21 protein-coding genes are annotated in these 21157 nt (G+C 52.1%); 11 read left to right on the top strand and 10 right to left on the bottom strand.

Annotated features, from left to right (window positions below; translation table 11 throughout):
* Positions 1-110 precede the first annotated feature (110 nt).
* Positions 111-980, bottom strand: coding sequence for a MurR/RpiR family transcriptional regulator (locus OGX90_RS03120; protein WP_125362639.1), 870 nt, complete (start codon positions 978-980; stop codon positions 111-113).
* Between the two features lie 364 nt (positions 981-1344).
* Between OGX90_RS03120 and zwf the strand changes: the two genes are divergently transcribed.
* From zwf to kdgA, 3 genes are all read left to right on the top strand, one after another.
* Positions 1345-2820 (top strand): glucose-6-phosphate dehydrogenase, encoded by a 1476-nt coding sequence (gene zwf, locus OGX90_RS03115; RefSeq protein ID WP_048216177.1) that lies wholly within the window; start codon positions 1345-1347, stop codon positions 2818-2820.
* A gap of 233 nt (positions 2821-3053) precedes the next feature.
* Positions 3054-4865: a phosphogluconate dehydratase gene (gene edd / locus OGX90_RS03110; RefSeq protein ID WP_008785050.1), complete on the top strand. Its 1812-nt coding sequence runs from the start codon at positions 3054-3056 to the stop codon at positions 4863-4865.
* Positions 4866-4899: 34 nt separating this feature from the next.
* Complete coding sequence (gene kdgA / locus OGX90_RS03105; RefSeq protein ID WP_003034901.1) at positions 4900-5541, top strand: bifunctional 4-hydroxy-2-oxoglutarate aldolase/2-dehydro-3-deoxy-phosphogluconate aldolase; 642 nt, start codon at positions 4900-4902, stop codon at positions 5539-5541.
* A gap of 67 nt (positions 5542-5608) precedes the next feature.
* Here kdgA and purT read toward each other — a convergent pair whose 3' ends face one another.
* Positions 5609-6787 (bottom strand): formate-dependent phosphoribosylglycinamide formyltransferase, encoded by a 1179-nt coding sequence (gene purT / locus OGX90_RS03100; protein ID WP_079934737.1) that lies wholly within the window; start codon positions 6785-6787, stop codon positions 5609-5611.
* A gap of 132 nt (positions 6788-6919) precedes the next feature.
* Here purT and yebG point away from each other — a divergent pair, with 132 nt between their 5' ends.
* From yebG to ptrB, 4 genes are all read left to right on the top strand, one after another.
* On the top strand, positions 6920-7210 hold the full coding sequence (gene yebG, locus OGX90_RS03095) for a DNA damage-inducible protein YebG (protein WP_032943780.1): 291 nt from the start codon (positions 6920-6922) through the stop codon (positions 7208-7210).
* Positions 7211-7331: 121 nt separating this feature from the next.
* On the top strand, positions 7332-7685 hold the full coding sequence (yebF, locus tag OGX90_RS03090) for a protein YebF (protein WP_020996626.1): 354 nt from the start codon (positions 7332-7334) through the stop codon (positions 7683-7685).
* A 94-nt stretch (positions 7686-7779) separates the two neighbouring features.
* Positions 7780-8439 (top strand): tellurite resistance TerB family protein, encoded by a 660-nt coding sequence (locus OGX90_RS03085; protein WP_008785046.1) that lies wholly within the window; start codon positions 7780-7782, stop codon positions 8437-8439.
* 86 nt (positions 8440-8525) lie between these two features.
* Positions 8526-10580, top strand: a complete 2055-nt coding sequence (ptrB, locus tag OGX90_RS03080; protein ID WP_174771466.1) for an oligopeptidase B — start codon at positions 8526-8528, stop codon at positions 10578-10580.
* On the opposite strand, the gene exoX is transcribed toward ptrB, so the two are convergent.
* The 3 genes from exoX to OGX90_RS03065 all read right to left on the bottom strand — a co-directional run bounded on the left by exoX (position 10571) and on the right by OGX90_RS03065 (position 12250).
* On the bottom strand, positions 10571-11233 hold the full coding sequence (exoX, locus tag OGX90_RS03075) for an exodeoxyribonuclease X (RefSeq protein WP_003833802.1): 663 nt from the start codon (positions 11231-11233) through the stop codon (positions 10571-10573). The genes ptrB and exoX overlap by 10 nt on opposite strands.
* Positions 11234-11256: 23 nt before the next feature.
* A complete protein-coding gene (locus OGX90_RS03070) occupies positions 11257-11913 on the bottom strand; it encodes a carbon-nitrogen hydrolase family protein (protein ID WP_008785043.1) in 657 nt (218 codons plus the stop codon).
* Between the two features lie 106 nt (positions 11914-12019).
* Positions 12020-12250: a DNA polymerase III subunit theta gene (locus OGX90_RS03065; RefSeq protein WP_003034925.1), complete on the bottom strand. Its 231-nt coding sequence runs from the start codon at positions 12248-12250 to the stop codon at positions 12020-12022.
* Between the two features lie 143 nt (positions 12251-12393).
* Here OGX90_RS03065 and yobA point away from each other — a divergent pair, with 143 nt between their 5' ends.
* The 4 genes from yobA to pphA all read left to right on the top strand — a co-directional run bounded on the left by yobA (position 12394) and on the right by pphA (position 15057).
* The gene (yobA, locus tag OGX90_RS03060) at positions 12394-12768 is read left to right on the top strand and encodes a CopC domain-containing protein YobA (RefSeq protein ID WP_003833799.1); all 375 of its coding nucleotides are present in this window, start codon (positions 12394-12396) and stop codon (positions 12766-12768) included.
* 3 nt (positions 12769-12771) lie between these two features.
* Positions 12772-13644, top strand: a complete 873-nt coding sequence (copD, locus tag OGX90_RS03055; RefSeq protein ID WP_235127353.1) for a copper homeostasis membrane protein CopD — start codon at positions 12772-12774, stop codon at positions 13642-13644.
* Positions 13645-13664: 20 nt separating this feature from the next.
* Entirely contained in the window at positions 13665-14003 is a 339-nt protein-coding gene (locus tag OGX90_RS03050) for a YebY family protein (protein WP_048235206.1), read from the top strand.
* 412 nt (positions 14004-14415) lie between these two features.
* A complete protein-coding gene (pphA, locus tag OGX90_RS03045; protein WP_048235214.1) occupies positions 14416-15057 on the top strand; it encodes a protein-serine/threonine phosphatase in 642 nt (213 codons plus the stop codon).
* Here pphA and OGX90_RS03040 read toward each other — a convergent pair whose 3' ends face one another.
* The 5 genes from OGX90_RS03040 to yebS all read right to left on the bottom strand — a co-directional run bounded on the left by OGX90_RS03040 (position 15058) and on the right by yebS (position 21075).
* On the bottom strand, positions 15058-15249 hold the full coding sequence (locus OGX90_RS03040; RefSeq protein ID WP_003034941.1) for a YdfD/YebW family protein: 192 nt from the start codon (positions 15247-15249) through the stop codon (positions 15058-15060).
* A 102-nt stretch (positions 15250-15351) separates the two neighbouring features.
* Positions 15352-15588: a YebV family protein gene (locus tag OGX90_RS03035; protein ID WP_029139506.1), complete on the bottom strand. Its 237-nt coding sequence runs from the start codon at positions 15586-15588 to the stop codon at positions 15352-15354.
* A 100-nt stretch (positions 15589-15688) separates the two neighbouring features.
* Positions 15689-17110: a 16S rRNA (cytosine(1407)-C(5))-methyltransferase RsmF gene (gene rsmF, locus OGX90_RS03030; protein ID WP_286623119.1), complete on the bottom strand. Its 1422-nt coding sequence runs from the start codon at positions 17108-17110 to the stop codon at positions 15689-15691.
* Between the two features lie 79 nt (positions 17111-17189).
* Positions 17190-19823 (bottom strand): PqiB family protein, encoded by a 2634-nt coding sequence (locus OGX90_RS03025; RefSeq protein WP_286623117.1) that lies wholly within the window; start codon positions 19821-19823, stop codon positions 17190-17192.
* The gene (gene yebS / locus OGX90_RS03020; RefSeq protein ID WP_048216185.1) at positions 19792-21075 is read right to left on the bottom strand and encodes a membrane integrity lipid transport subunit YebS; all 1284 of its coding nucleotides are present in this window, start codon (positions 21073-21075) and stop codon (positions 19792-19794) included. The genes OGX90_RS03025 and yebS overlap by 32 nt, the downstream gene beginning before the upstream one ends.
* Between the last annotated feature and the right edge of the window lie 82 nt (positions 21076-21157).

Here is a 21157-nt window from a genome sequence, read left to right as displayed (position 1 = left end):
CGTTGACTGAAACAACTAGGTGTTGCGTGAACATTAATCCGGCCGTTCTCAAACATTAACGGTAAAATGAACGACCCGGATGATAAAAGGGTAGAACATTGTTATTGCTTTTAGCTGTCATCACTCTTGATGAGTAATTCTTTATCAAAACGCGATTCCTTGAGCGCTTCCTTGACACGCTTCAAGTTATCTCTAAATTTTGCCCCTCGGCGCAAAGTAAATCCTGTAGCCAGCACATCTATCACGGTCAGTTGAGCAAGTCGAGAGACCATGGGCATATAAATGTCAGTATCTTCCGGTACATCGAGGGTAATAGCCAGCGTGGCTTCACGCGCCAGTGGCGTGCCGGGAGAGGTGAGGGCGATAACCATAGCGTCGTTTTCCCTTGCTAACTGCGCCAGTTCAACCAGACTTTTGGTTCTTCCGGTATGAGAAATAAGCACAATGACGTCGTCGTCGCTACAATTCATACAACTCATCCGTTGCAGGACAATGTCGTCGGAATAGATTACCGGTACGTTAAAGCGGAAAAATTTGTTCATCGCGTCGTGTGCGACCGCGGCGGAAGAACCTAAACCAAAGAAGGCGATTTTCTTCGCCTGGGTTAACAAATCTACCGCCCGGTTTACCGCCGCGTTATCCAGCGACTGACGAACGTGGTCAAGGCTTGCCATCGCCGATTCGAAGATTTTCCCCGTATAAGATTCTACGCTGTCATCCTCATCCACATTGCGATTAACATAAGGGGTACCATTTGCCAGACTTTGTGCCAGATGCAGTTTAAAATCAGGGAAGCCGCGCGTATCCATGCTACGACAGAAACGGTTCACCGTCGGTTCGCTGACGTTGGCTTCTACAGCAAGCGTAGCGATGCTTGAGTGAATTGCCCGCTCGGGAGAGGCAAGAATAATGTCGGCGACTTTACGCTCTGACTTGCTCAAATGTTCCAGTTTTAACTGGATTTTTTCCAGCATATTCATGATGTAGGTAGACTCATGGGTCATGGGCAAAAACGATTTCAACGATAAGGAGAAATCGAGCGGTAACTCTGGTAGATAGTACCCCTGCTAGTGCAGCAACGGGGCAAAATGGACAAAATAGTTGTTGTTTTTTTTCATTACATGATCGGAGTCGGATTTTCATACTTCTTCATGGGTACGAAAAAGACGACTTTTTTATCCATTTTGATGGGTTATACGCCAATAAAGCGGCTGTTCGCGGTAACAGCACGGCTGGATAAGCGTTTACGGTTTCCGGATTCACGTAAAAGCAGTACAGTGCACTGTAATAAAATTACAACCAGTGTCTGGCAAAAGCACCAGGCACTTAATTGAGGAGAATGACATGGCGGTAACGCAAACAGCCCAGGCATGTGATCTGGTCATTTTCGGCGCGAAGGGCGACCTGGCGCGACGGAAATTGCTGCCTTCCCTGTATCAACTGGAAAAGGCCGGCCAGATTAACCCGGATACCCGCATCATTGGGGTTGGGCGTGCCGACTGGGACAAAGCAGCCTATACCAAGGTTGTGCGCGAAGCGCTCGAAACCTTCATGAAAGAAAAAATTGATGAAAGGTTGTGGGAAACCCTCAGCGGTCGTCTTGAGTTTTGTAACCTGGACGTCAACGACACCGCCGCGTTTAAGCGTCTGGGCAAAATGCTGGATCAAAAATCGCGTACCACCATCAACTATTTCGCAATGCCGCCAAGCACCTTTGGCGCGATCTGCAAAGGTCTGGGTGAAGCAAAGCTGAATGCTAAGCCTGCCCGCGTGGTGATGGAAAAACCGCTGGGCACGTCACTGGCAACATCCCGTGAAATCAACGATCAGGTTGGCGAGTATTTCGAAGAGTGCCAGGTTTACCGCATCGACCACTATCTCGGCAAAGAGACGGTACTGAACCTGTTGGCACTGCGTTTTGCCAACTCCCTGTTTGTGAATAACTGGGATAACCGCACTATCGACCACGTAGAAATTACCGTGGCGGAAGAAGTGGGCATTGAAGGGCGCTGGGGCTACTTTGACCAGGCCGGTCAAATGCGCGACATGATCCAGAACCACCTGCTGCAGATCCTGTGCATGATCGCGATGTCTCCGCCGTCCGATCTGAGCGCAGACAGCATCCGTGATGAAAAAGTGAAAGTACTGAAATCACTGCGTCGTATCGATCGTTCGAACGTACGTGAAAAGACAGTTCGTGGTCAGTACACCGCCGGTTTTGCCCAGGGCAAAAAAGTTCCGGGATACCTGGAAGAAGAAGGCGCGAACAAGAGCAGCAACACGGAAACGTTTGTGGCGATCCGTGTGGATATCGATAACTGGCGCTGGGCGGGCGTACCGTTCTACCTGCGTACCGGTAAGCGTTTACCGACCAAGTGCTCTGAAGTGGTGGTTTACTTCAAAACGCCTGAGCTGAATCTGTTCAGAGAGTCCTGGCAGGATCTACCGCAGAACAAGCTGACCATCCGTTTGCAGCCTGATGAAGGTGTCGATATCCAGGTACTGAACAAAGTGCCGGGTCTGGATCACAAGCATAATCTGCAAATTACCAAGCTTGATCTGAGCTATTCAGAAACCTTCAACCAGACGCACCTTGCCGACGCCTACGAGCGCCTGCTGCTTGAAACGATGCGCGGCATTCAGGCGCTGTTTGTGCGCCGTGATGAAGTTGAAGAAGCATGGAAGTGGGTCGACTCCATTACCGAAGCCTGGGCGATGGACAACGACGCGCCGAAGCCGTATCAGGCAGGCACCTGGGGACCGGTTGCTTCTGTGGCCATGATCACCCGTGATGGTCGTTCCTGGAACGAATTCGAGTAAAATATCATCTAGCCCATAGGTGTTATTTTACCGGTAACATGATCTAACACAGATTGTAGAATAATTTTTGCACTTTTAAGCTCCGCGTGGATTCACCCGCGGGGCTTTTTTTATTACACTGCCTGAAACGATTTTGCCCCTGAGCTACGGCTAACAAGCGATTCAGCTGCTTTTAACCCAACTGAAACACATTGTTGATCCAACGCTCTGACAGATAAATTTTAGGAGCCTCTATGAATCCGAATTTGTTACGCGTAACAAAACGTATTGTCGAACGTTCTCGCGACACGCGTTCCGCCTACCTTGCCCGTATTGAACAAGCGAAATCGACTACCGTTCATCGTTCACAGCTGGCGTGCGGTAACCTGGCGCATGGTTTTGCTGCCTGCCAGCCGGATGACAAGGCCTCGCTGAAAAGCATGCTGCGTAACAATATCGCGATCATTACCTCCTATAACGACATGCTTTCCGCGCATCAGCCGTACGAACATTATCCGGACATCATTCGTAAAGCGCTGCATGAAGCCAATGCGGTAGGCCAGGTCGCTGGCGGTGTTCCTGCGATGTGCGACGGTGTGACCCAGGGACAGGATGGGATGGAGCTTTCGTTGCTGAGTCGCGAAGTGATTGCGATGTCGGCTGCTGTCGGCCTCTCACACAATATGTTCGACGGCGCGTTATTCCTTGGCGTGTGCGACAAAATTGTCCCGGGTCTGGTGATGGCGGCACTGTCATTTGGTCATCTGCCTTCGATCTTTATTCCCTCCGGCCCGATGGCGAGCGGTCTGGCGAACAAAGAAAAAGTGCGTATCCGTCAGCTGTATGCTGAAGGCAAAGTCGATCGCATGGCGCTGCTTGAATCCGAAGCGGCGTCTTATCACGCACCGGGGACCTGTACGTTCTATGGCACGGCAAACACCAACCAGATGGTGGTGGAGTTTATGGGGATGCAACTGCCAGGGTCCTCATTCGTACACCCGGATGCCCCGCTGCGCGAAGCGTTGACCGCCGCGGCTGCTCGTCAGGTAACGCGTCTGACCGGCAACGGCAATGAATGGATGCCGATCGGTAAAATGATCGATGAAAAAGTAGTGGTGAACGGTATTGTCGCGCTGCTGGCGACCGGGGGGTCAACCAACCATACAATGCACCTGGTTGCGATGGCGCGCGCAGCCGGGATTCTGATTAACTGGGACGACTTCTCCGATCTGTCCGATATCGTGCCGTTGATGGCGCGTCTGTATCCGAATGGTCCGGCAGATATTAACCACTTCCAGGCAGCGGGTGGCGTGCCGGTGTTAATGCGCGAACTGCTGAACGCGGGTCTGCTGCATGAAGATGTGAACACCGTTGCCGGGTTTGGTTTATCGCGTTACACCATGGAACCCTGGCTCAACGATGGTGAGCTGGACTGGCGTGAAGGGGCGGCGAAGTCGCTGGACAGCAATGTGATTGCTACCATCGATCAGCCATTCTCCCACCACGGCGGTACCAAAGTACTGAGCGGTAACCTCGGACGTGCTGTGATGAAAACGTCGGCGGTTCCGGTAGAAAATCAGGTAATTGAAGCGCCCGCGGTTGTTTTTGAAAGTCAGCATGATGTGTTACCGGCCTTCGATGCGGGTCTGCTTGATCGGGATTGCGTGGTGGTTGTGCGCCATCAGGGACCAAAAGCGAACGGAATGCCAGAATTACATAAACTCATGCCGCCACTTGGTGTATTATTGGACCGTTGTTTCAAAATTGCGTTAGTTACAGATGGACGACTTTCAGGTGCTTCAGGTAAAGTGCCTTCAGCAATCCATGTAACCCCGGAAGCCTATGATGGCGGGTTGCTGGCAAAAGTACGCGATGGCGACATCATTCGTGTGAATGGACAGACAGGTGAATTGACGCTGCTGGTTGATGAAGAGGAACTTGCCTCTCGTCAGCCTCACATTCCTGACCTCAGCGCATCGCGCGTGGGTACAGGCCGTGAAATGTTCAGCGCGTTGCGTGAAAAGCTGTCCGGTGCGGAGCAGGGCGCAACCTGTATCACTTTTTAAGACTTATTTTGTAATCAGGCGAGAGAAAACTCTGATGAAAAACTGGAAGACAAGTGCAGAAGCAATCCTGACCACTGGCCCGGTTGTACCGGTTATTGTGGTTAATAAACTGGAACACGCGGTGCCGATGGCAAAAGCGCTGGTTGCAGGGGGCGTGCGCGTTCTGGAAGTGACCTTACGTACCGCATGTGCGATGGATGCCATTCGCGCGATCGCCAAAGAAGTTCCAGACGCTATCGTTGGCGCGGGTACCGTACTGAACCCACAACAGCTGGCTGAAGTGACCGAAGCCGGTGCGCAGTTTGCTATCAGCCCGGGCCTGACCGAGCCGCTGCTGAAGGCTGCAACCGAAGGCACTATTCCGCTGATCCCTGGTATCAGCACCGTTTCTGAACTGATGCTGGGTATGGACTACGGTTTGAAAGAATTCAAATTCTTCCCGGCGGAAGCGAACGGTGGTACTAAAGCACTGCAGGCGATTGCGGGTCCGTTCTCTCAGGTCCGTTTCTGCCCAACTGGTGGTATTTCCCCGGCTAACTACCGCGATTACCTGGCACTGAAAAGCGTGCTGTGCATCGGCGGCTCCTGGCTGGTTCCGGCAGATGCGCTGGAAGCGGGGGATTACGATCGCATTACTAAGCTGGCTCGTGAAGCAGTAGAAGGCGCGAAGCAGTAATCCGTTAATGCGTAAACCGTAGGTCGGATACGGCATCAATGCTTTATCCGGCCTACGGGTCTGGTTTTTATCCTGCGACTTTCACCTGTGCGGCTGCGTCTTTCGCGCGTATCACCGCATCTTCAATGCTCTGTGCTGTGGCCAGCACAACGCCCAGACGACGGCTCCCGTCGATTTCCGGCTTGCCAAAGAAACGCACTTGCATACCCGCACCTACAGCGGCTTGCACGTTATCAAACGTGATATTCTGGCTGGTAAGTTGCGGCAGAATAACGGCGGAAGCAGAAGGTCCATACTGGCGGATTTCGCCAACGGGCAGACCGAGAAATGCACGTACGTGCAGGGCAAACTCAGACAGATCCTGCGAAATTAAGGTCACCATACCCGTGTCGTGAGGGCGAGGGGAGACTTCGCTGAAAATCACCTCATCACCGCAGACAAACAGCTCCACGCCAAACAGTCCGTGACCGCCCAGCGCCAGTACCACCTTGCGGGCAATCTCCTGCGCGCGCGCCAGCGCCAGGTCACTCATCTGCTGCGGCTGCCAGGACTCGCGATAATCGCCATCTTCCTGGCGATGACCTACCGGCGCGCAGAAATGCACACCATCAACGGCGCTGACGGTTAGCAGGGTGATTTCAAAATCAAAATTCACTACGCCTTCGACGATAACGCGTCCGGCGCCTGCCCGGCCTCCCTGTTGAGCATAGTTCCACGCCTCGGTGAGCTGATCGGCTGAACGGATAAAGCTCTGCCCCTTCCCGGAGGAACTCATTACCGGCTTCACAATGCAGGGATAGCCGATTTCGGCAACGGCCTCACGAAATCGTGTTTCGGTGTCTGCAAAACGGAAAGATGATGTGGGTAAAGACAATTCTTCGGCTGCGAGGCGACGGATTCCTTCCCGGTTCATGGTCAGTTGGGTCGCTCGTGCGCAAGGCACAACGTGTTGACCTTCCTGTTCCAGTTTGATCAGCATATCCGTGGCAATCGCCTCTATTTCCGGCACGATGTAATGTGGTTTTTCACGTTCGACAAGCTGGCGTAATGCCTCGCCATCCAGCATGTTAATTACGTAGGAGCGATGGGCAACGTGCATGGCTGGCGCGTCGGGGTAACGATCCACGGCAATGACTTCCACACCCAGGCGTTGGCATTCAATCGCCACTTCTTTACCCAGTTCACCTGAACCTAATAACATCACTCGCGTTGCTGCGGGACGCAGCGCTGTGCCTAATAACGTCATAAATTAATCCCCTGTTTTATCTGGGCGCAGTATATACGAAAACGTTTGCGTCTGTCTTTATTACCAGGTTGATTTCGAGGCGTAAAAAGAATATACTGTACATAAATACAGGTAATTTGAGAGGCTGCAAAAATGGCGGTTGAAGTTAAATACGTAGTCATTCGGGAAGGTGAGGAAAAAATGTCGTTTACCAGCAAAAAGGAAGCCGATGCGTATGACAAAATGCTGGACACAGCGGATTTGCTCGACACATGGCTGGAACAATCGCCGGTAGCGCTCGAAGACGAGCAGCGTGAAGCACTTTCCCTGTGGCTGGCTGAGCAAAAGGATGTGCTGAGCGCCATTCTGAAAAATGGCAAACTGCCATCGCCGCAGGCGGTCGAAAACGACGCGCACACTGAGGATGATACTCAGGCTGCCTGAAACGACTTGCGCTCCTGACGTTTTGTACCATGCTTTTCCCTGAATCATTGTGCAATCCCTGACGTAATTTCACGTTGCCGCAGGCAACCTGAAGGATGAAGGGGAGATTAAGGAGAAAAGAATGTATAAAAAAAGAGCGTTATTGAGCCTGCTGTTATTGTCTGCCAGCGTATCGGTATTTGCGGCAAATATGGAAAGCAAGAATGTTCAGTTCCCCAAGTGCGAAGGGCTGGATGCTGACGGTATTGCGGCAAGCGTGAAACGTGACTATCAGCAAAATCGCATCGCGCGCTGGGCTGACGATCAAAAACTCGTCGGGCAAGCCGACCCTGTCGCCTGGGTCAACACGCCCGATATTACGGGCAAAGACGGGAAATGGTCAGTTCCCCTGACGGTTCGCGGTAAAAGCGCGGATATTCACTATCAGGTAAAAGTCGACTGCAAAGCCGGAACGGCGGAATATCAGCCGCAGTAACGCAGGTATTTGCACATCTTTTGATGACCTGAACACTTCCTGACATCCCCTCGGGTACGCTTTGATGATTATTCGTCTGTACTTGAGGGGCAAAATGGCTAATTGGCTGAATCAACTACAATCTCTTCTTGGGCAAAAAGGATCCCCCACGTCATCTTCTGGCGAGCAAGGGCTGAGTAAACTTCTGGTTCCAGGCGCGTTAGGCGGTCTGGCAGGATTACTGGTTGCCAACAAATCTTCACGTAAATTACTGAGTAAATACGGCACCAGCGCGCTTCTGGTGGGCGGCGGCGCGGTTGCCGGTACCGTGTTATGGAACAAATACAAAGATAAAGTTCGCGCTGCGCATCAGGATGAGCCGCAGTTCGGCGTACAAAGCTCACCGCTGGATGAGCGAACCGAGCGTCTGATCCTGGCGCTGGTTTTTGCGGCGAAAAGCGACGGTCATATTGATGCTAAAGAACGAGCGGCCATTGAGCAGCAGCTTCGTGAAGCGGGCGTGGAAGAGCAGGGCCGCGTTCTGATTGAACGAGCCATTGAACAACCGTTAGATCCCCAGCGCCTGGCGCAAGGGATCCGCAACGAAGAAGAAGCGCTAGAAATTTACTTTCTGAGCTGTGCGGCGATTGATATTGACCACTTTATGGAGCGTAGCTATCTCAATGCGCTGGGTGATGCGTTGAAGATCCCGCAGGATGTTCGTGAAGGCATTGAACAGGATCTCAAAGAACAAAAACAGGCTTTACCGGGTTAATTACTTACCGCTAAGGCGCATGTTTCGCTTGCATCATTGCTGTCTTTTGCCACCCTTATAGGATGTTTAAGCAAAAGAACAATGACATGCTACCAAAAGCTTCTCGTATTCCCCACGCCATGACGCAGCATGGCGATACTCGTGTTGATAATTATTACTGGCTGCGAGATGACACCCGCTCGCAGCCAGAAGTGCTGGATTATCTGCAACAAGAAAATGCTTATGGCCGCCAGGTTATGGCCTCGCAGCAGGCTTTGCAGGATCGCGTCCTGAAAGAGATTATCGACCGTATCCCGCCTCAGGATGCTTCCGCCCCCTATGTGAAGAATGGTTATCGCTACCGGCATATTTATGAACCGGGGTGCGAATATGCTATTTATCAGCGTCAGTCTGCTTTCAATGAAGAATGGGATGATTGGGATACTCTGTTGGATGGGAACCAGCGCGCGGCACACAGCGAGTTTTATACGCTGGGAGGACTGGCGATATCTCCGGATAACACCATCATGGCGCTGGCGGAAGATTATCTCTCTCGCCGGCAATATGGCGTGCGTTTTCGCAACCTGCAAAGCGGCAACTGGTATCCGGAAGTGCTGGAAAACGTCGAAGCGGATCTGGTCTGGGCGAATGATTCTCAGACTTTCTATTACGTGCGCAAGCACGAAACAACGTTATTGCCGTATCAGGTGTGGCGACATACGGTCGGCTCGCCATCGTCACTGGATGAGCTGGTGTATGAAGAAGCCGATGATATGTTTTATGTCAGCCTGCATAAAACCACCTCGCTACACTATGTGGTTATTCATATCGCCAGCGCGACCACCAGTGAGGTTTTACTGCTTGACGCAGAACTGGCGGATGCCGAACCGTTGGTCTTTTTAGCGCGACGCAAAGACCATGAATACAGTCTCGATCACTATCAACACAATTTTTATCTGCGCTCCAACCGTCAGGGGAAAAATTTTGGCCTGTATCGTACCCGCGTTCGTGATGAGCAAGCCTGGGAGACGCTGATCCCTGCGCGCGACAACGTGATGCTCGAGGGCTTTACGCTATTCACTGACTGGCTGGTGGTAGAAGAGCGTCAGCGGGGCTTAACCAGCCTACGACAGATTAATCGTAAAACGCGCGAAGTGGTCGGGATCGCCTTTGACGATCCGGCTTATGTGACCTGGCTTGCCTATAATCCAGAGCCGGAGACATCGCGTCTGCGCTATGGCTATTCCTCCATGACCACCCCGGACACGTTGTTTGAACTGGATATGGACACCGGGGAACGTCGTGTGCTTAAGCAGACGGAGGTCCCCGGATTTGATGCGGCGAATTACCGTAGCGAACACCTATGGATAACTGCGCGTGATGGCACCGAGGTTCCGGTTTCGCTGGTTTATCATCAAAAGTATTTTCTGAAAGGAAAAAATCCGTTACTGGTTTATGGCTATGGATCATATGGTGCCAGCATGGATGCCGATTTCAGCAGCAGCCGTTTGAGCTTACTGGATCGTGGCTTTGTTTATGCTATTGCCCATGTGCGTGGTGGTGGTGAATTAGGACAACAGTGGTACGAGGACGGTAAGTTTCTGCACAAGAAAAATACTTTTAATGATTACCTCGACGTCTGTGATGCGTTGCTAAAAATGGGCTATGGCGCGCCTGAGTTATGTTATGGCATGGGCGGAAGCGCCGGAGGCATGTTAATGGGCGTCGCCATTAATGAACGCCCGGAACGCTTCCATGGTGTTATTGCTCAGGTGCCGTTTGTCGATGTGGTAACCACAATGCTCGATGAATCAATTCCCCTGACGACCGGTGAGTTTGAAGAGTGGGGTAATCCGCAGGACGAAGAGTATTACACCTATATGAAAAGCTACAGCCCGTATGACAATGTAACCGCGCAGGCATACCCACATCTGCTGGTCACGACGGGATTACACGATTCCCAGGTGCAATACTGGGAACCAGCAAAATGGGTGGCAAAACTGCGTGAGCTGAAAACGGACGATCGTTTGCTGCTACTTTGCACGGATATGGATTCCGGACACGGCGGTAAATCCGGGCGTTTTAAATCTTACGAAGGCGTGGCCCTTGAGTACGCTTTTTTGATTGGACTGGCGCAGGGAACGCTGCCTGCTCAGGCGTGATCCAAATAGTGTTTTAGCGTTAATCGCAGTTCCGGGCTCATATTGTCAAGGTTATTAAATAACCAGCGCAGATAGCCCGGATCGCGTTCAGCTACTTCTGATACCGGTTTTCCGCGGTACTTACCAAAAGTGAAAGTAGTGAGTAACGCGGGACGGCCGGTAATATCGACCATTTGATCGGCTGTCCAGCCTGACGTCTGCATGATGTCGATCAGCAGTGCCGCAGTAATGTAGCAATCGTACAGGGCGCGGTGATGGTGGAGACCCGCTGGCGTCTGGACGCTCAGCTTGCGCGATTTATACAGCGCCATGTTGCTGTATTTGATCCCCGGCCACAACCGACGGGAGAGCTTCATGGTGCAAATCCATTCCCCGGGCATATCGGGCAATACGCGGCGGTCAAAGCTGGCATTGTGCGCAACGTACCATTCGCTGCCGTAATACTGCGGGATGACGTCTTCAATCCATGGCTTATCGGCCACCATTGCTTCAGTAATGCGATGGATAGCCATCGCCTGTGGGCTGATGGGGCGGTCGGGGCGTACCAGGTGGCTCATGGGGTTGACTATTTTTCCATCAACCACGTCGACAGAAGCAATTTCAACAATGCCTCCCTGTAGACCACAGGTTTCTGTATCTATTATGCGCAACATGCCATGCTCCTGACCCAAAACGACTAGCGTAATGGAATGATATCACCTTGCCAACCCCGTGGCGTGCGTTGGCCGGTTAACAGCAACGAACCGCTGTCTGCGCGAACAATCAATCGACCTCGTTCATCCCATAACGCACTGCTACCCCGCGCATTGGCCATTAATACCGCGATGGCAAATTTATGTGAGAAACTTTGTAGGCGAGATGTAGAGGAGAGCAGTTCCGGTTCACTGACTGACTGGCAGCTGGTGAATAGCGAATAAGCCGGGTCGATATCAATGCCTTCCGGTTGGCTATCTACAACGCTGATGGCATTTCGCTGTCTGGCAATACAAGCCCCGTGGCTCTGATGGAAGGTTAATGGCGAAGTCATCCAGGGAGAGAAAAGCGCAATGCCTTTCACGAACCGGTTGTTATGTTCTACCGGTAGTCCCGCAATTATCGTCATGCGATAAGTCGCGGCGGCATGTGCGAGAGGTTCTAACAGCGCTTCATCGGGTGGGGCAGGAAGCGCGTCATTCTCATCAACACAACCCAGCAATGAGAGGGAAGGGAAGACCAGCAATTCACATTGGCATTGAGCTGCCGCATGAATGAATTGCAGGTGATGCGCGACATGTTCGGTAACTGAGGTGTGAAGAGGTTCGTATTGTGCTGCTGCGATTTTCCAGTATGACATAATGATTTCCTTTTCATAGTGTCTACAACCATCCTTAATGTGTGGATTAAGAATATGCTTATACTGTAGCAGGCGTCATGTAAGGAATCGTAACGTAATATAAGTTTTATTTAACTTTAGGCTCGTATGGTAAACGTGAAAGCGAAACGGATGCCAGGCGGTGCGCAATGAGTCTTTCGCGGAACCAGTCGCGTAAATGCTCTGGCTGTTCGCGTTCAACAACTTCTGCAACAACGGGCATATTGTATCGCTCCTTAAATGCCACTCCAGCCGCAGCCAGATCGACATTGACCTTGTCCATTTCCGCTTGCTCAAGTTTGGCCAGATTGATGTTCATGGGCTTCTCCTTTTCTCTGTCTTTCGGCGCGCAAAGTTACTAAGAGTGTGCGTTAATGGCAAGACAGAAATGATGATTCTCGACTCGACCATTGTAGAAGGTTATTCTCTACAGGTTAGACATAACAAAAAGGAATAGTTGAAATGGCTTCATCTGCATCTATGCTTCGCAACGCGCTCATCGTACTCGCCAGCGTTCTGGCAACACCTGCGGCATTGGCGCATGCCCACCTCACAAAACAAAGTCCGGCGGCTAACGCTGAAGTGGCGGCATCTCCTCAGGCGTTGACGCTGAATTTTTCTGAAGGCGTAGAGCCGGGATTCAGCGGTGCAACGCTGACCGGTCCTAACAAAGAACAGATCAAAACGGGCAAGGCATCGCGCAGTGAGCAGGACAAAACGCAGCTGATTGTTCCGCTTGATCAAACGCTTGAAGCAGGAAAATATACGGTCGACTGGCACGTTGTCTCCGTGGATGGTCACAAGACGAAGGGGCAATATACCTTTAGCGTGAAATAACCAATGCTGGCATTTACCTGGGTTGCGCTACGGTTTATCCATTTTACCGCTTTGATGCTGGTGTTTGGCTGTGCGCTTTACGGCGCATGGCTGGCCCCCGTTTCGGTTCGTCGTTTAATGATGCGTCGTTTTTTACGTCTGCAACGGCATGCTGCGACGTGGAGCTTTATCAGCGCGACGCTGATGCTGGCGATTCAGGGTGGGTTAATGGGCTCAGGCTGGCGGGATGTTGTCTCTACTGATGTTTGGCTCGCCGTGTTGCAAACGCAATTTGGCGGCGTCTGGTTATGGCAGATTATCCTCGCGTTGGTCACGCTGGTGGTGAACATCATGGTGCCGCGTAGCATGCCGCGACTGCTGTTAATGCTGACAATTGCGCAGTTTATTTTGCTGGCTGGCGTCGGACATGCGACGCTGCACAGCGGTATCCCTGGCGCAATCCAGCAGGTTAACCACGCCTTACATTTGGTATGCGCTGCCGCCTGGTTCGGCGGTTTGCTGCCCGTACTTTACTGTATGCGAATGGCGCAAGGTCGCTGGCGGGAACAGGCCATCAGTACCATGATGCGCTTCTCACGCTATGGGCATCTTTTCGTTATCGGTGTTTTACTAACCGGTATTATGAATGCGCTGTTTATTGTCGGTTTTTCTGTTCCCTGGCACATGGCTTACGGGCGACTGCTTTTGTTAAAAGGTGCCCTGGTCATGTTAATGGTGGCGATTGCGCTGGTGAATCGGTATGTTCTGGTACCACGCATGCGGCAGGATAACCGCGGCATGACTCTCTATTTTATTTGGATGACCAAGCTGGAATGGGGCATAGGAGCCGTTGTGCTGGCGATTGTCAGCTTGTTTGCAACCCTTGAACCTTTCTGATTGATGGACTGGCGAAACGCATGAAAAAAATCATTATCTCTTTATTACTCCTGGCAAGTACCGGAACCGCGCTGGCTGCGCCGCAGGTCATTACCGTCAGCCGTTTTGAGGTTGGCAAAGATAAGTGGGCGTTTAATCGGGAAGAGGTGATGCTGACCTGCCGTCCAGGTAACGCGCTGTATGTCATCAATCCCAGTACGCTGGTGCAATACCCGTTGAATGATGTCGCCAGACAGCAGGTGGAGAGCGGAAAAGTCACGGCAAAGCCGATCGAGATTATCCAGATCGATGATCCTGCGAAACCGGGCGAAAAAATGAGCCTGGCACCGTTTGTAGAGCGTGCAGAAAAGCTCTGCTAATTGCCAGATGTAGCGCTCTGATTTCCAATAAAAAACCGCAAGGATCTCGCAGGAGAACTTGCGGTTTTCGCGTTTGGATGCGTAACAGACGTCCTTTTTTTCCGGCCACTTTAGTCGCGGACTGGAAAACCTGGCGCTGTCATCTATTCTTAAATGGCAGGGTAACTTAGCCTGCATTAATGCCAACTTTTAGCGCACGGCTCTCTCCCAAGAGCCATTTCCCTGGACCGAATACAGGAATCGTATTCGGTCTCTTTTTATGTGGCGAATGCGATGCCATCCAGGGCAAAACACGGCGTATCGCATGCTGCATTCTCCATAAACCATACCATACTCCTGCCCACGATCGTCCAGGCTTTTTTGCCATCATTGCTAAAATTATAACCAGGTACCCTTGTATTCTGGAGGCGACATGGGACGACCTGGCAATATCTATCAACGAATCGACGGTACGCAGTGGCGCCACGTTTGGGTGGTTGGGGATATCCACGGATGCTTCTCGATGCTGATGGCTAAACTTCGCCAGTACCGTTTTGATCCCTGGCAGGATTTGCTGGTTTCAGTGGGGGATGTTATCGACCGTGGACCAGACAGTTTGCGTTGTCTGAAACTACTGCGTAAACGCTGGATTGTCGCGGTCAGGGGGAACCATGAACAGATGGCGCTGGACGCGCTGGCGACGGGGGATCAATTCATGTGGTTTATGAATGGAGGCTCGTGGTTCGAGCAGGCGGAGCAACCGGCAGCGAAATTTGCTCTTGAAGCGTGTTGGCAGTTACCCTGGATTCTGGAGCTGCATTGTCAGAACGGTATACACGTTATTGCTCATGCCGATTACCCGGATGATGATTATCAGTGGCTAAAAGAGATCGATTTACAGCGCGTGCTGTGGGACCGCTCGAGACTGATGAACAGTGGTTGTGCGATTCACGGCGCGGATCACTTCTGGTTTGGTCACACGCCGTTGCGCCATCGGCTGGATCGCGAGAATCTACACTATATTGATACCGGTGCTGTATTCGGCGGCGAGTTAACGCTGGTACAACTGCAATAATCAAAAATCGCTGTATTCCTGGGCCGGATGCCAGAAACTGTCGATGTAGTCGTCCGCAGGTAAACATCCGCCGTTACGAATACGTTGATCGTCCATCGATATCAGGCACTGCTGCTCAGTTTTGTAGACATCAACCACGATATCTTCACAACCGCCATCCAGATAGCACACAAAAAGAACCAGCGTGAACATTCCATCCTCAAATGGTAAAGCCATACCTGTAGTGTAGAAGATGTTGATAGATGAGGGAAATTAACCAAGAAATAACCCGTCTGGCGACGGGTTCTTTTTGAATCAGGCAAGGCGCATGATCCAGGCATCTGACTTACGATCGTAGTGTTCGCGAAATAGTACTGAATGTTCTCCGTTCAACAGGGCCGGGACGCTGGTGTCGGCATCCCAGGCATCCAGTTGCATACATAAATCCGGATCGGATTTACACGGAATGGTTAACGTTCGGTCCCCCGGCGATTCGCCATGTAACTCGGCGTCGTCGATTTCAAAAGCGCCAATGCGCACACTGGTTTTCATCATCGTGCTCTCCGTTAATTTGCTGGTTGTGGTACGACCAGTTAGGCCGTCCATTTTTCAGCGTAGTCAACGTTAGCAAAAGCGCCAGTAAAAACGTGCGTTATCCCGTAAAGAGTTTGCCATCCCGGACAAGATCGCGCGGGTAACTATTCTTCAGTCGCGATCCAATGCGTTTTGCCAGACCGATCGGCTGATGCTGGAACGTAACCAGTACGTCATCAGTCGTCGGTGCGGTTTGCGGGTAAACATCTCTACCGCGATACCACTCTTCCGCTTCGGCAAGGGTCAGTTCGAATGCATGGCTGTGGTTCGGGTCGGCGAGGGCGATAACGGCCTCATGCTGCCAGCGATACCCTTTATTGTGGGTTTCGGCCAGTTTGATCCCAAGTCGAGAAAAGCGAACCTTGCCAATTAGAGGTTCAATTTCAGTTGGGAACAGCCAGATCTCTTTATCGCGCTGCCACAGGCGCAAATTATCTTCCCACTGCAGTCCACAAGCGCTCGCGGCTTGCGTGACTAGCGCAGACTCGCGCCCTTTAAGCGGGCTAAACGGGAAGTTACCGACTTTGTACTTCGGCGCAGGTAGTGCAGGGATTGCAGCTGTTTTGCGCAAACGCGCAACGAAGAAACCTTCGCAATCGTAAATCTGCGGGAATACATGCAGGAATCCTTCCGGCGTCAGGGCGCGTTCGGCCTGCGGAAATAAATCGCCCAGAGGTAAAAACTCGACGGCATCAGGGTAGGCCTCAATCAACCACTGCATGATATTTTCATTTTCGTCACGATTAAGCGTACAGGTCGAGTAAACCAATGTGCCACCGGGACGCAGGGCGTGGAAGGCGCTGTCGAGTAATTCGCGCTGGGTCGCGGCAATTTCCAGATTACTTTCTACAGACCAGTTTTTTAGCGCATCGGGGTCTTTCCGCACCACACCTTCACCGGAACACGGTGCGTCGAGCAATATGGCATCAAATGACTCCGGCAACGCAGCGCCAAATACGCGTCCGTCAAAATGGGTCAGGGCGACGTTGGCTATCCCGCAACGGCTGATATTGGCATGCAGGACTTTGACGCGACTGGCAGAAAACTCATTCGCCAGAATGGCGCCTCGATTATTCATTTTTGCGGCAATTTGCGTGGTTTTGGAGCCGGGGGCTGCCGCAACATCCATTACGCGTTCCGGGGTATTGCCTTCGGCGAACAGTGCTGCGACTGGCAGCATTGAACTGGCTTCCTGAATATAAAACAGGCCGCTTAAATGTTCTGCGGTGCTGCCGAGCGGCACTGACTCTTCATCATCGCGCTCGATCCAAAAGCCTTCAGTACACCAGGGAACCGGGGTGAGAGACCAGTTGTAAGGTGCTGTCAGCGCGAGGAAATCGGCAACGGAGATTTTCAGCGTATTGACGCGAATGCTGCGGCGCAACGGGCGCTGACAGGCAGCGAGAAATTCATCGAATGAGAGCGTGGAAGGCATTGCTTCACGCATTTGAGTCAGAAAGGCGTCGGGAAAATAAGCCACTTGGTACCACCGGCAAAAAAACAGGTGCGCAGTGTAGCATAAGTGCTCCGGCGCGAGTACGCCGGAGCAAGTGGAGAGGTTAACGTGGCAGGGCGGTTCCCCATTCACGCCACTCTTTAGGTTCACTTTCCAGCAACAGGAAGTGTTTACCTGCCTGCGCTTTCGGAGCCAACGGTGTACCCGGTGGAGTCGCGAAGGCGATGCCGCCGCGGATGAACTGATTGAAGGTACCGGTCTTCACGACACCGCCGGTCAGGCCGAAGTCGAGATTGTAGCCGGATGCCAGCCAGAACACGGAGTTGTTGCGTACCAGATGCTGATAGCGTTGGCTAATGCGCATGGCAACCATCACACGATCGGAAAGCGAGCCCAGCGTCAGCCCGGTGACGGTCCCCACTTCAATACCTCTGAACAAAACCGGGGTTCCGATATTCAGCGAACCTGCTTCTGGTGCTTCAACCACAATACTCAGACCATCGAGGTAACGAGAGTCGGTAATGGTGGCTTCCTGCAGCTCAAAATCACGGCGCGGATTACCGCGTCCTGGTTCAACGTTGATATACGGCTGCAGGATTGTATCCAGATGCTCCACGCCCGCTGCCGAAATTTGCGGGGTGATCACGGAGAAACGGGTACCGCTTCGCGCGAAGGTTTGTACGTATTCCGGGTACAGAACCGCTTTTGCCTGAACTTCGTTACGGGCGGTGATCAGCTCAAGCGTCTGGATCTGTCCGATATCGATTCCCAGGTAGCGAATCGGCATGCCTGCAGCGAGTTTACCGGCATCGAACGCATGCAGCGTTATCTGGCCGCCGACCGCACGCGCGGCGGTTTCCGAAGCATACAGAATACGCTTGTCGCCTTTACGTTGGCTGGCGCTGGCACCGCTTAAATTATCGAAGCTAATCGCCCCTTTAAGCGCGCGTGAAAGGGGAGATGCCTGTACGGTTAATCCGCTGCCGTTAAGCTGAACTTTTGCTCCGCCTTCGGCCCAGAACACGCTGTTGCTGGTCAACAGGTTGCGATATTCCGGTTTGATATGCAGATCGATATCAAACGCATCGGCGCGAGGACGAACGCTAATCACTTCACCGACCTCGAATTTGCGGTAAAGCACCACCGAGCCGGCCTGCACATCAGGCAGCGTTTCGGCGCTAAGGCTGACCGTAGTGGTTGGCAGATCGCTCAGACTGTTTTCAATCGCTTTCTCCAGGTTAGCGTAAAGCGGGTAGCTTTTTTTCATTTCACCTTTAGTACCGGGCAAAATACGAATGCCGCCGCTGAGCCACTCACTGGCGCTGGCGCCAAGGAACTCCACGCCATCAAGTCCGACTTTGACATCCACGCGGCTGTTCACCACGAACTTACTGTCACCCTGCACCTGGTCACGATGCTGTGGTTCAACAGCAACGGTAAATGAGACGCCTTTGCTGGAAAGCGTACGCTCAATCACCTGACCGACCTGTACGCCGTGAAGAATTAGCGGCTGGCCAGCATCAATACCGTAACTCTCCGGCGCGGTCAGTGTAAACGTCATGACGCCTGGGTCGTGTAACAACGACTTCTCAGCGGGAATAACGACGAACTGGTTACGCGGCTCGCCTTCGCCAGGTACCAGCTCGAAAGTTTTACCTGTTAGCAGCGAACTGAGATTCACATCGCTTAACGATAATTTAGGGCTGTGTAACTCAATTCGTGTGTTGTCACGCAGCAGCGTTACGACGCTGGGATCGACCGTCATTTCGCCGGTGACTTTACCGCCTGGGTTTAAATCCAGTTTTGTGAGCTGACCGACTTCTAATCCTTGATACATCAGCGATGTTGAGCCTGCTTTGAGTCCATCTCCGCTGGGTAAATCAAGCTTGACGATTACTCCACGCTGGCTGTGCGCGAGATCCTGATATAGACCAAACGTGTCGTCTGCCGCAGCAGGTTTTGAGTCTTCGGGTGAATCAAAAGCAATGGCACCGTTGACCAGCGCCGCCAGACTCTCCAGTTTTACCTTCGCACCGCTAAGGCTGACATCCGCATTTACACCGGAGACGTTCCAGAAGCGGCTGCCTTTTTTCACCAGATTGGTGAAGCGACGTTCAATCAATACATCGATGGTTACGCCCTGATGGTTCGGGTTGATGGTGTAGTCATAGACCCTGCCCACCGGAATCTTACGGAAATAAACCAGTGAACCGCTATTAAGCGATCCGAGATCAGGGGCGCGCAGATGCAACATTAAATCGCCATTATCCAGACGATACTTGGGCTGGGTGTCGAGGGCGACGAAATGATCCTCGGCCTCGCCAGTACCGGGCATCATGCCGATATAGTTGCCGCCAACCAACGCATCCAGACCAGAAACCCCAGCCAGCGACGCCTTCGGCGTGACCAGCCAGAACTGGGTATCTTTGCGCAGAGCATCTTTCATGCTCGATTTGATGCTGACGCGGACTTCAATTTTGCGTAGATCTTTGCTGAGGTTGATATCCTGCACCGTGCCCACTTCAACGCCCTGATAACGAACGGGAGTACGGCCTGGCACAATGCCGTCAGCAGACATAAAGTCGATGGTCACGGTATTGCCGCGATCTTCATAGCTTCCCCAGATAAGCCATCCTGCGATCATCAGCGCGATGAACGGCAGCAGCCAGAACGGGGAGATACGGCGTTTTGTTTTAATCTGCGCTTCAGTCTGCGAAGCGGGCGTTTCCTGACTCATGTGCATCCCAAAGTAAGCGGCTGTCCAGCCATTCCACAGCAAGAATAGTCAATATTACCGCTGCGCCGAAATAAAACGCAGCCGGTCCCATAGTAAAAGCAAGTATCTGATCGCGATTTATCAGCGACATGGTTAACGCGATAACAAAGAGATCGAGCATTGACCAGCGGCCAATCCAGGTCACCATACGCAGTAGTTTTATACGGGTGCGCAACCCTTGTTCACAATTAAAGTGGATGCTGAATAGCAACGTAAACATCACAATCACTTTGGTGAATGGCACTAATATACTGGCGATAAACACGATCGCCGCTACGCCGACATTACTGTTTGCCAAAGACATTATGCCTGACAGGATTGTGTCTTCCTGTCGGCCGCCGTTGACATAAATTATTGAGATGGGCAGTAGGTTAGCGGGCAAAAGCAGGACAATCGAGGCCAGCAGTGCCGCCCAACACTTTTGGATACTTTGATTTCTGCGCCAGCGCAACGGGATATGGCAGCGAGGGCAGCGACCGCGGGCATCCGGATAACCTGTAAAATGGCAGCCGAGGCAGACGCGGAGCTTTTCATCGGGCCGACGAGCCGGTCTTTGCGGGTAGAAACGGTCCCAAAGCTGCTCAACGTTAAGATGTGACAGCGTCAAAATACTGAGGATCACCAGCGCAATAAAAGCAAACAGCCCCACGCCAGGCTGCAAAAAAGCATAGTCCTGAACCTTGATTGATGCGACGCCGATACCCACCAGGTAAATATCGAGCATCACCCACTCTTTGAGCCTTTCCAGCATCAGCAGCACCGGGCGCAGGTTCATCCCGAGAATATTACCAAACCACAGATAAGCGATTGAGGTCACGAGAATTAGTGGCGCACCAGCGACGCAAAAAAGCACGAAGGAGGCGGTGAGGGGATCACCTTGTCGGGTCATTTGCCAGATGCCTTGCATCACATTGGCATCAATGCGCACACCTAATAAATAGATGTGCAGGAGTGGCTCTCCCCAGGCAAAGGGCATCAGCAGCAACATGGTGAAAGCCATTGCCGCCAGTCGCGTTAACGACCAGTCGCGTCCGTCACGAATTTTTGCCTGGCAGCGTGGGCAAAAGGCACTTTGGTGCGAACGCATTTTAGGCAAGCTAAATATCAGGTCACATTCAGGGCAGCGATGATAATGTGCACGAGGTAGTGCCTCACCGATGGACCTGATGGCTATTTTTTTAGTTGGCGTGATGCGTGGTGTCGTTAAGGCCATGTATCGCGAATCAAATTGTTGAAGTAATGTTATCTTAACTCATGACGGGAATGATCTTGAGCATTAACGCATTTAATGTTTA

Origin of the sequence: Citrobacter sp. Cpo012 (genome assembly GCF_030333015.1) — a bacterium.
GTDB classification, from domain to species: Bacteria; Pseudomonadota; Gammaproteobacteria; order Enterobacterales; family Enterobacteriaceae; genus Citrobacter; species Citrobacter portucalensis.
Note: the sequence above shows the minus strand (reverse complement) of the source record. Positions and strands in the feature narration are given on the sequence as shown.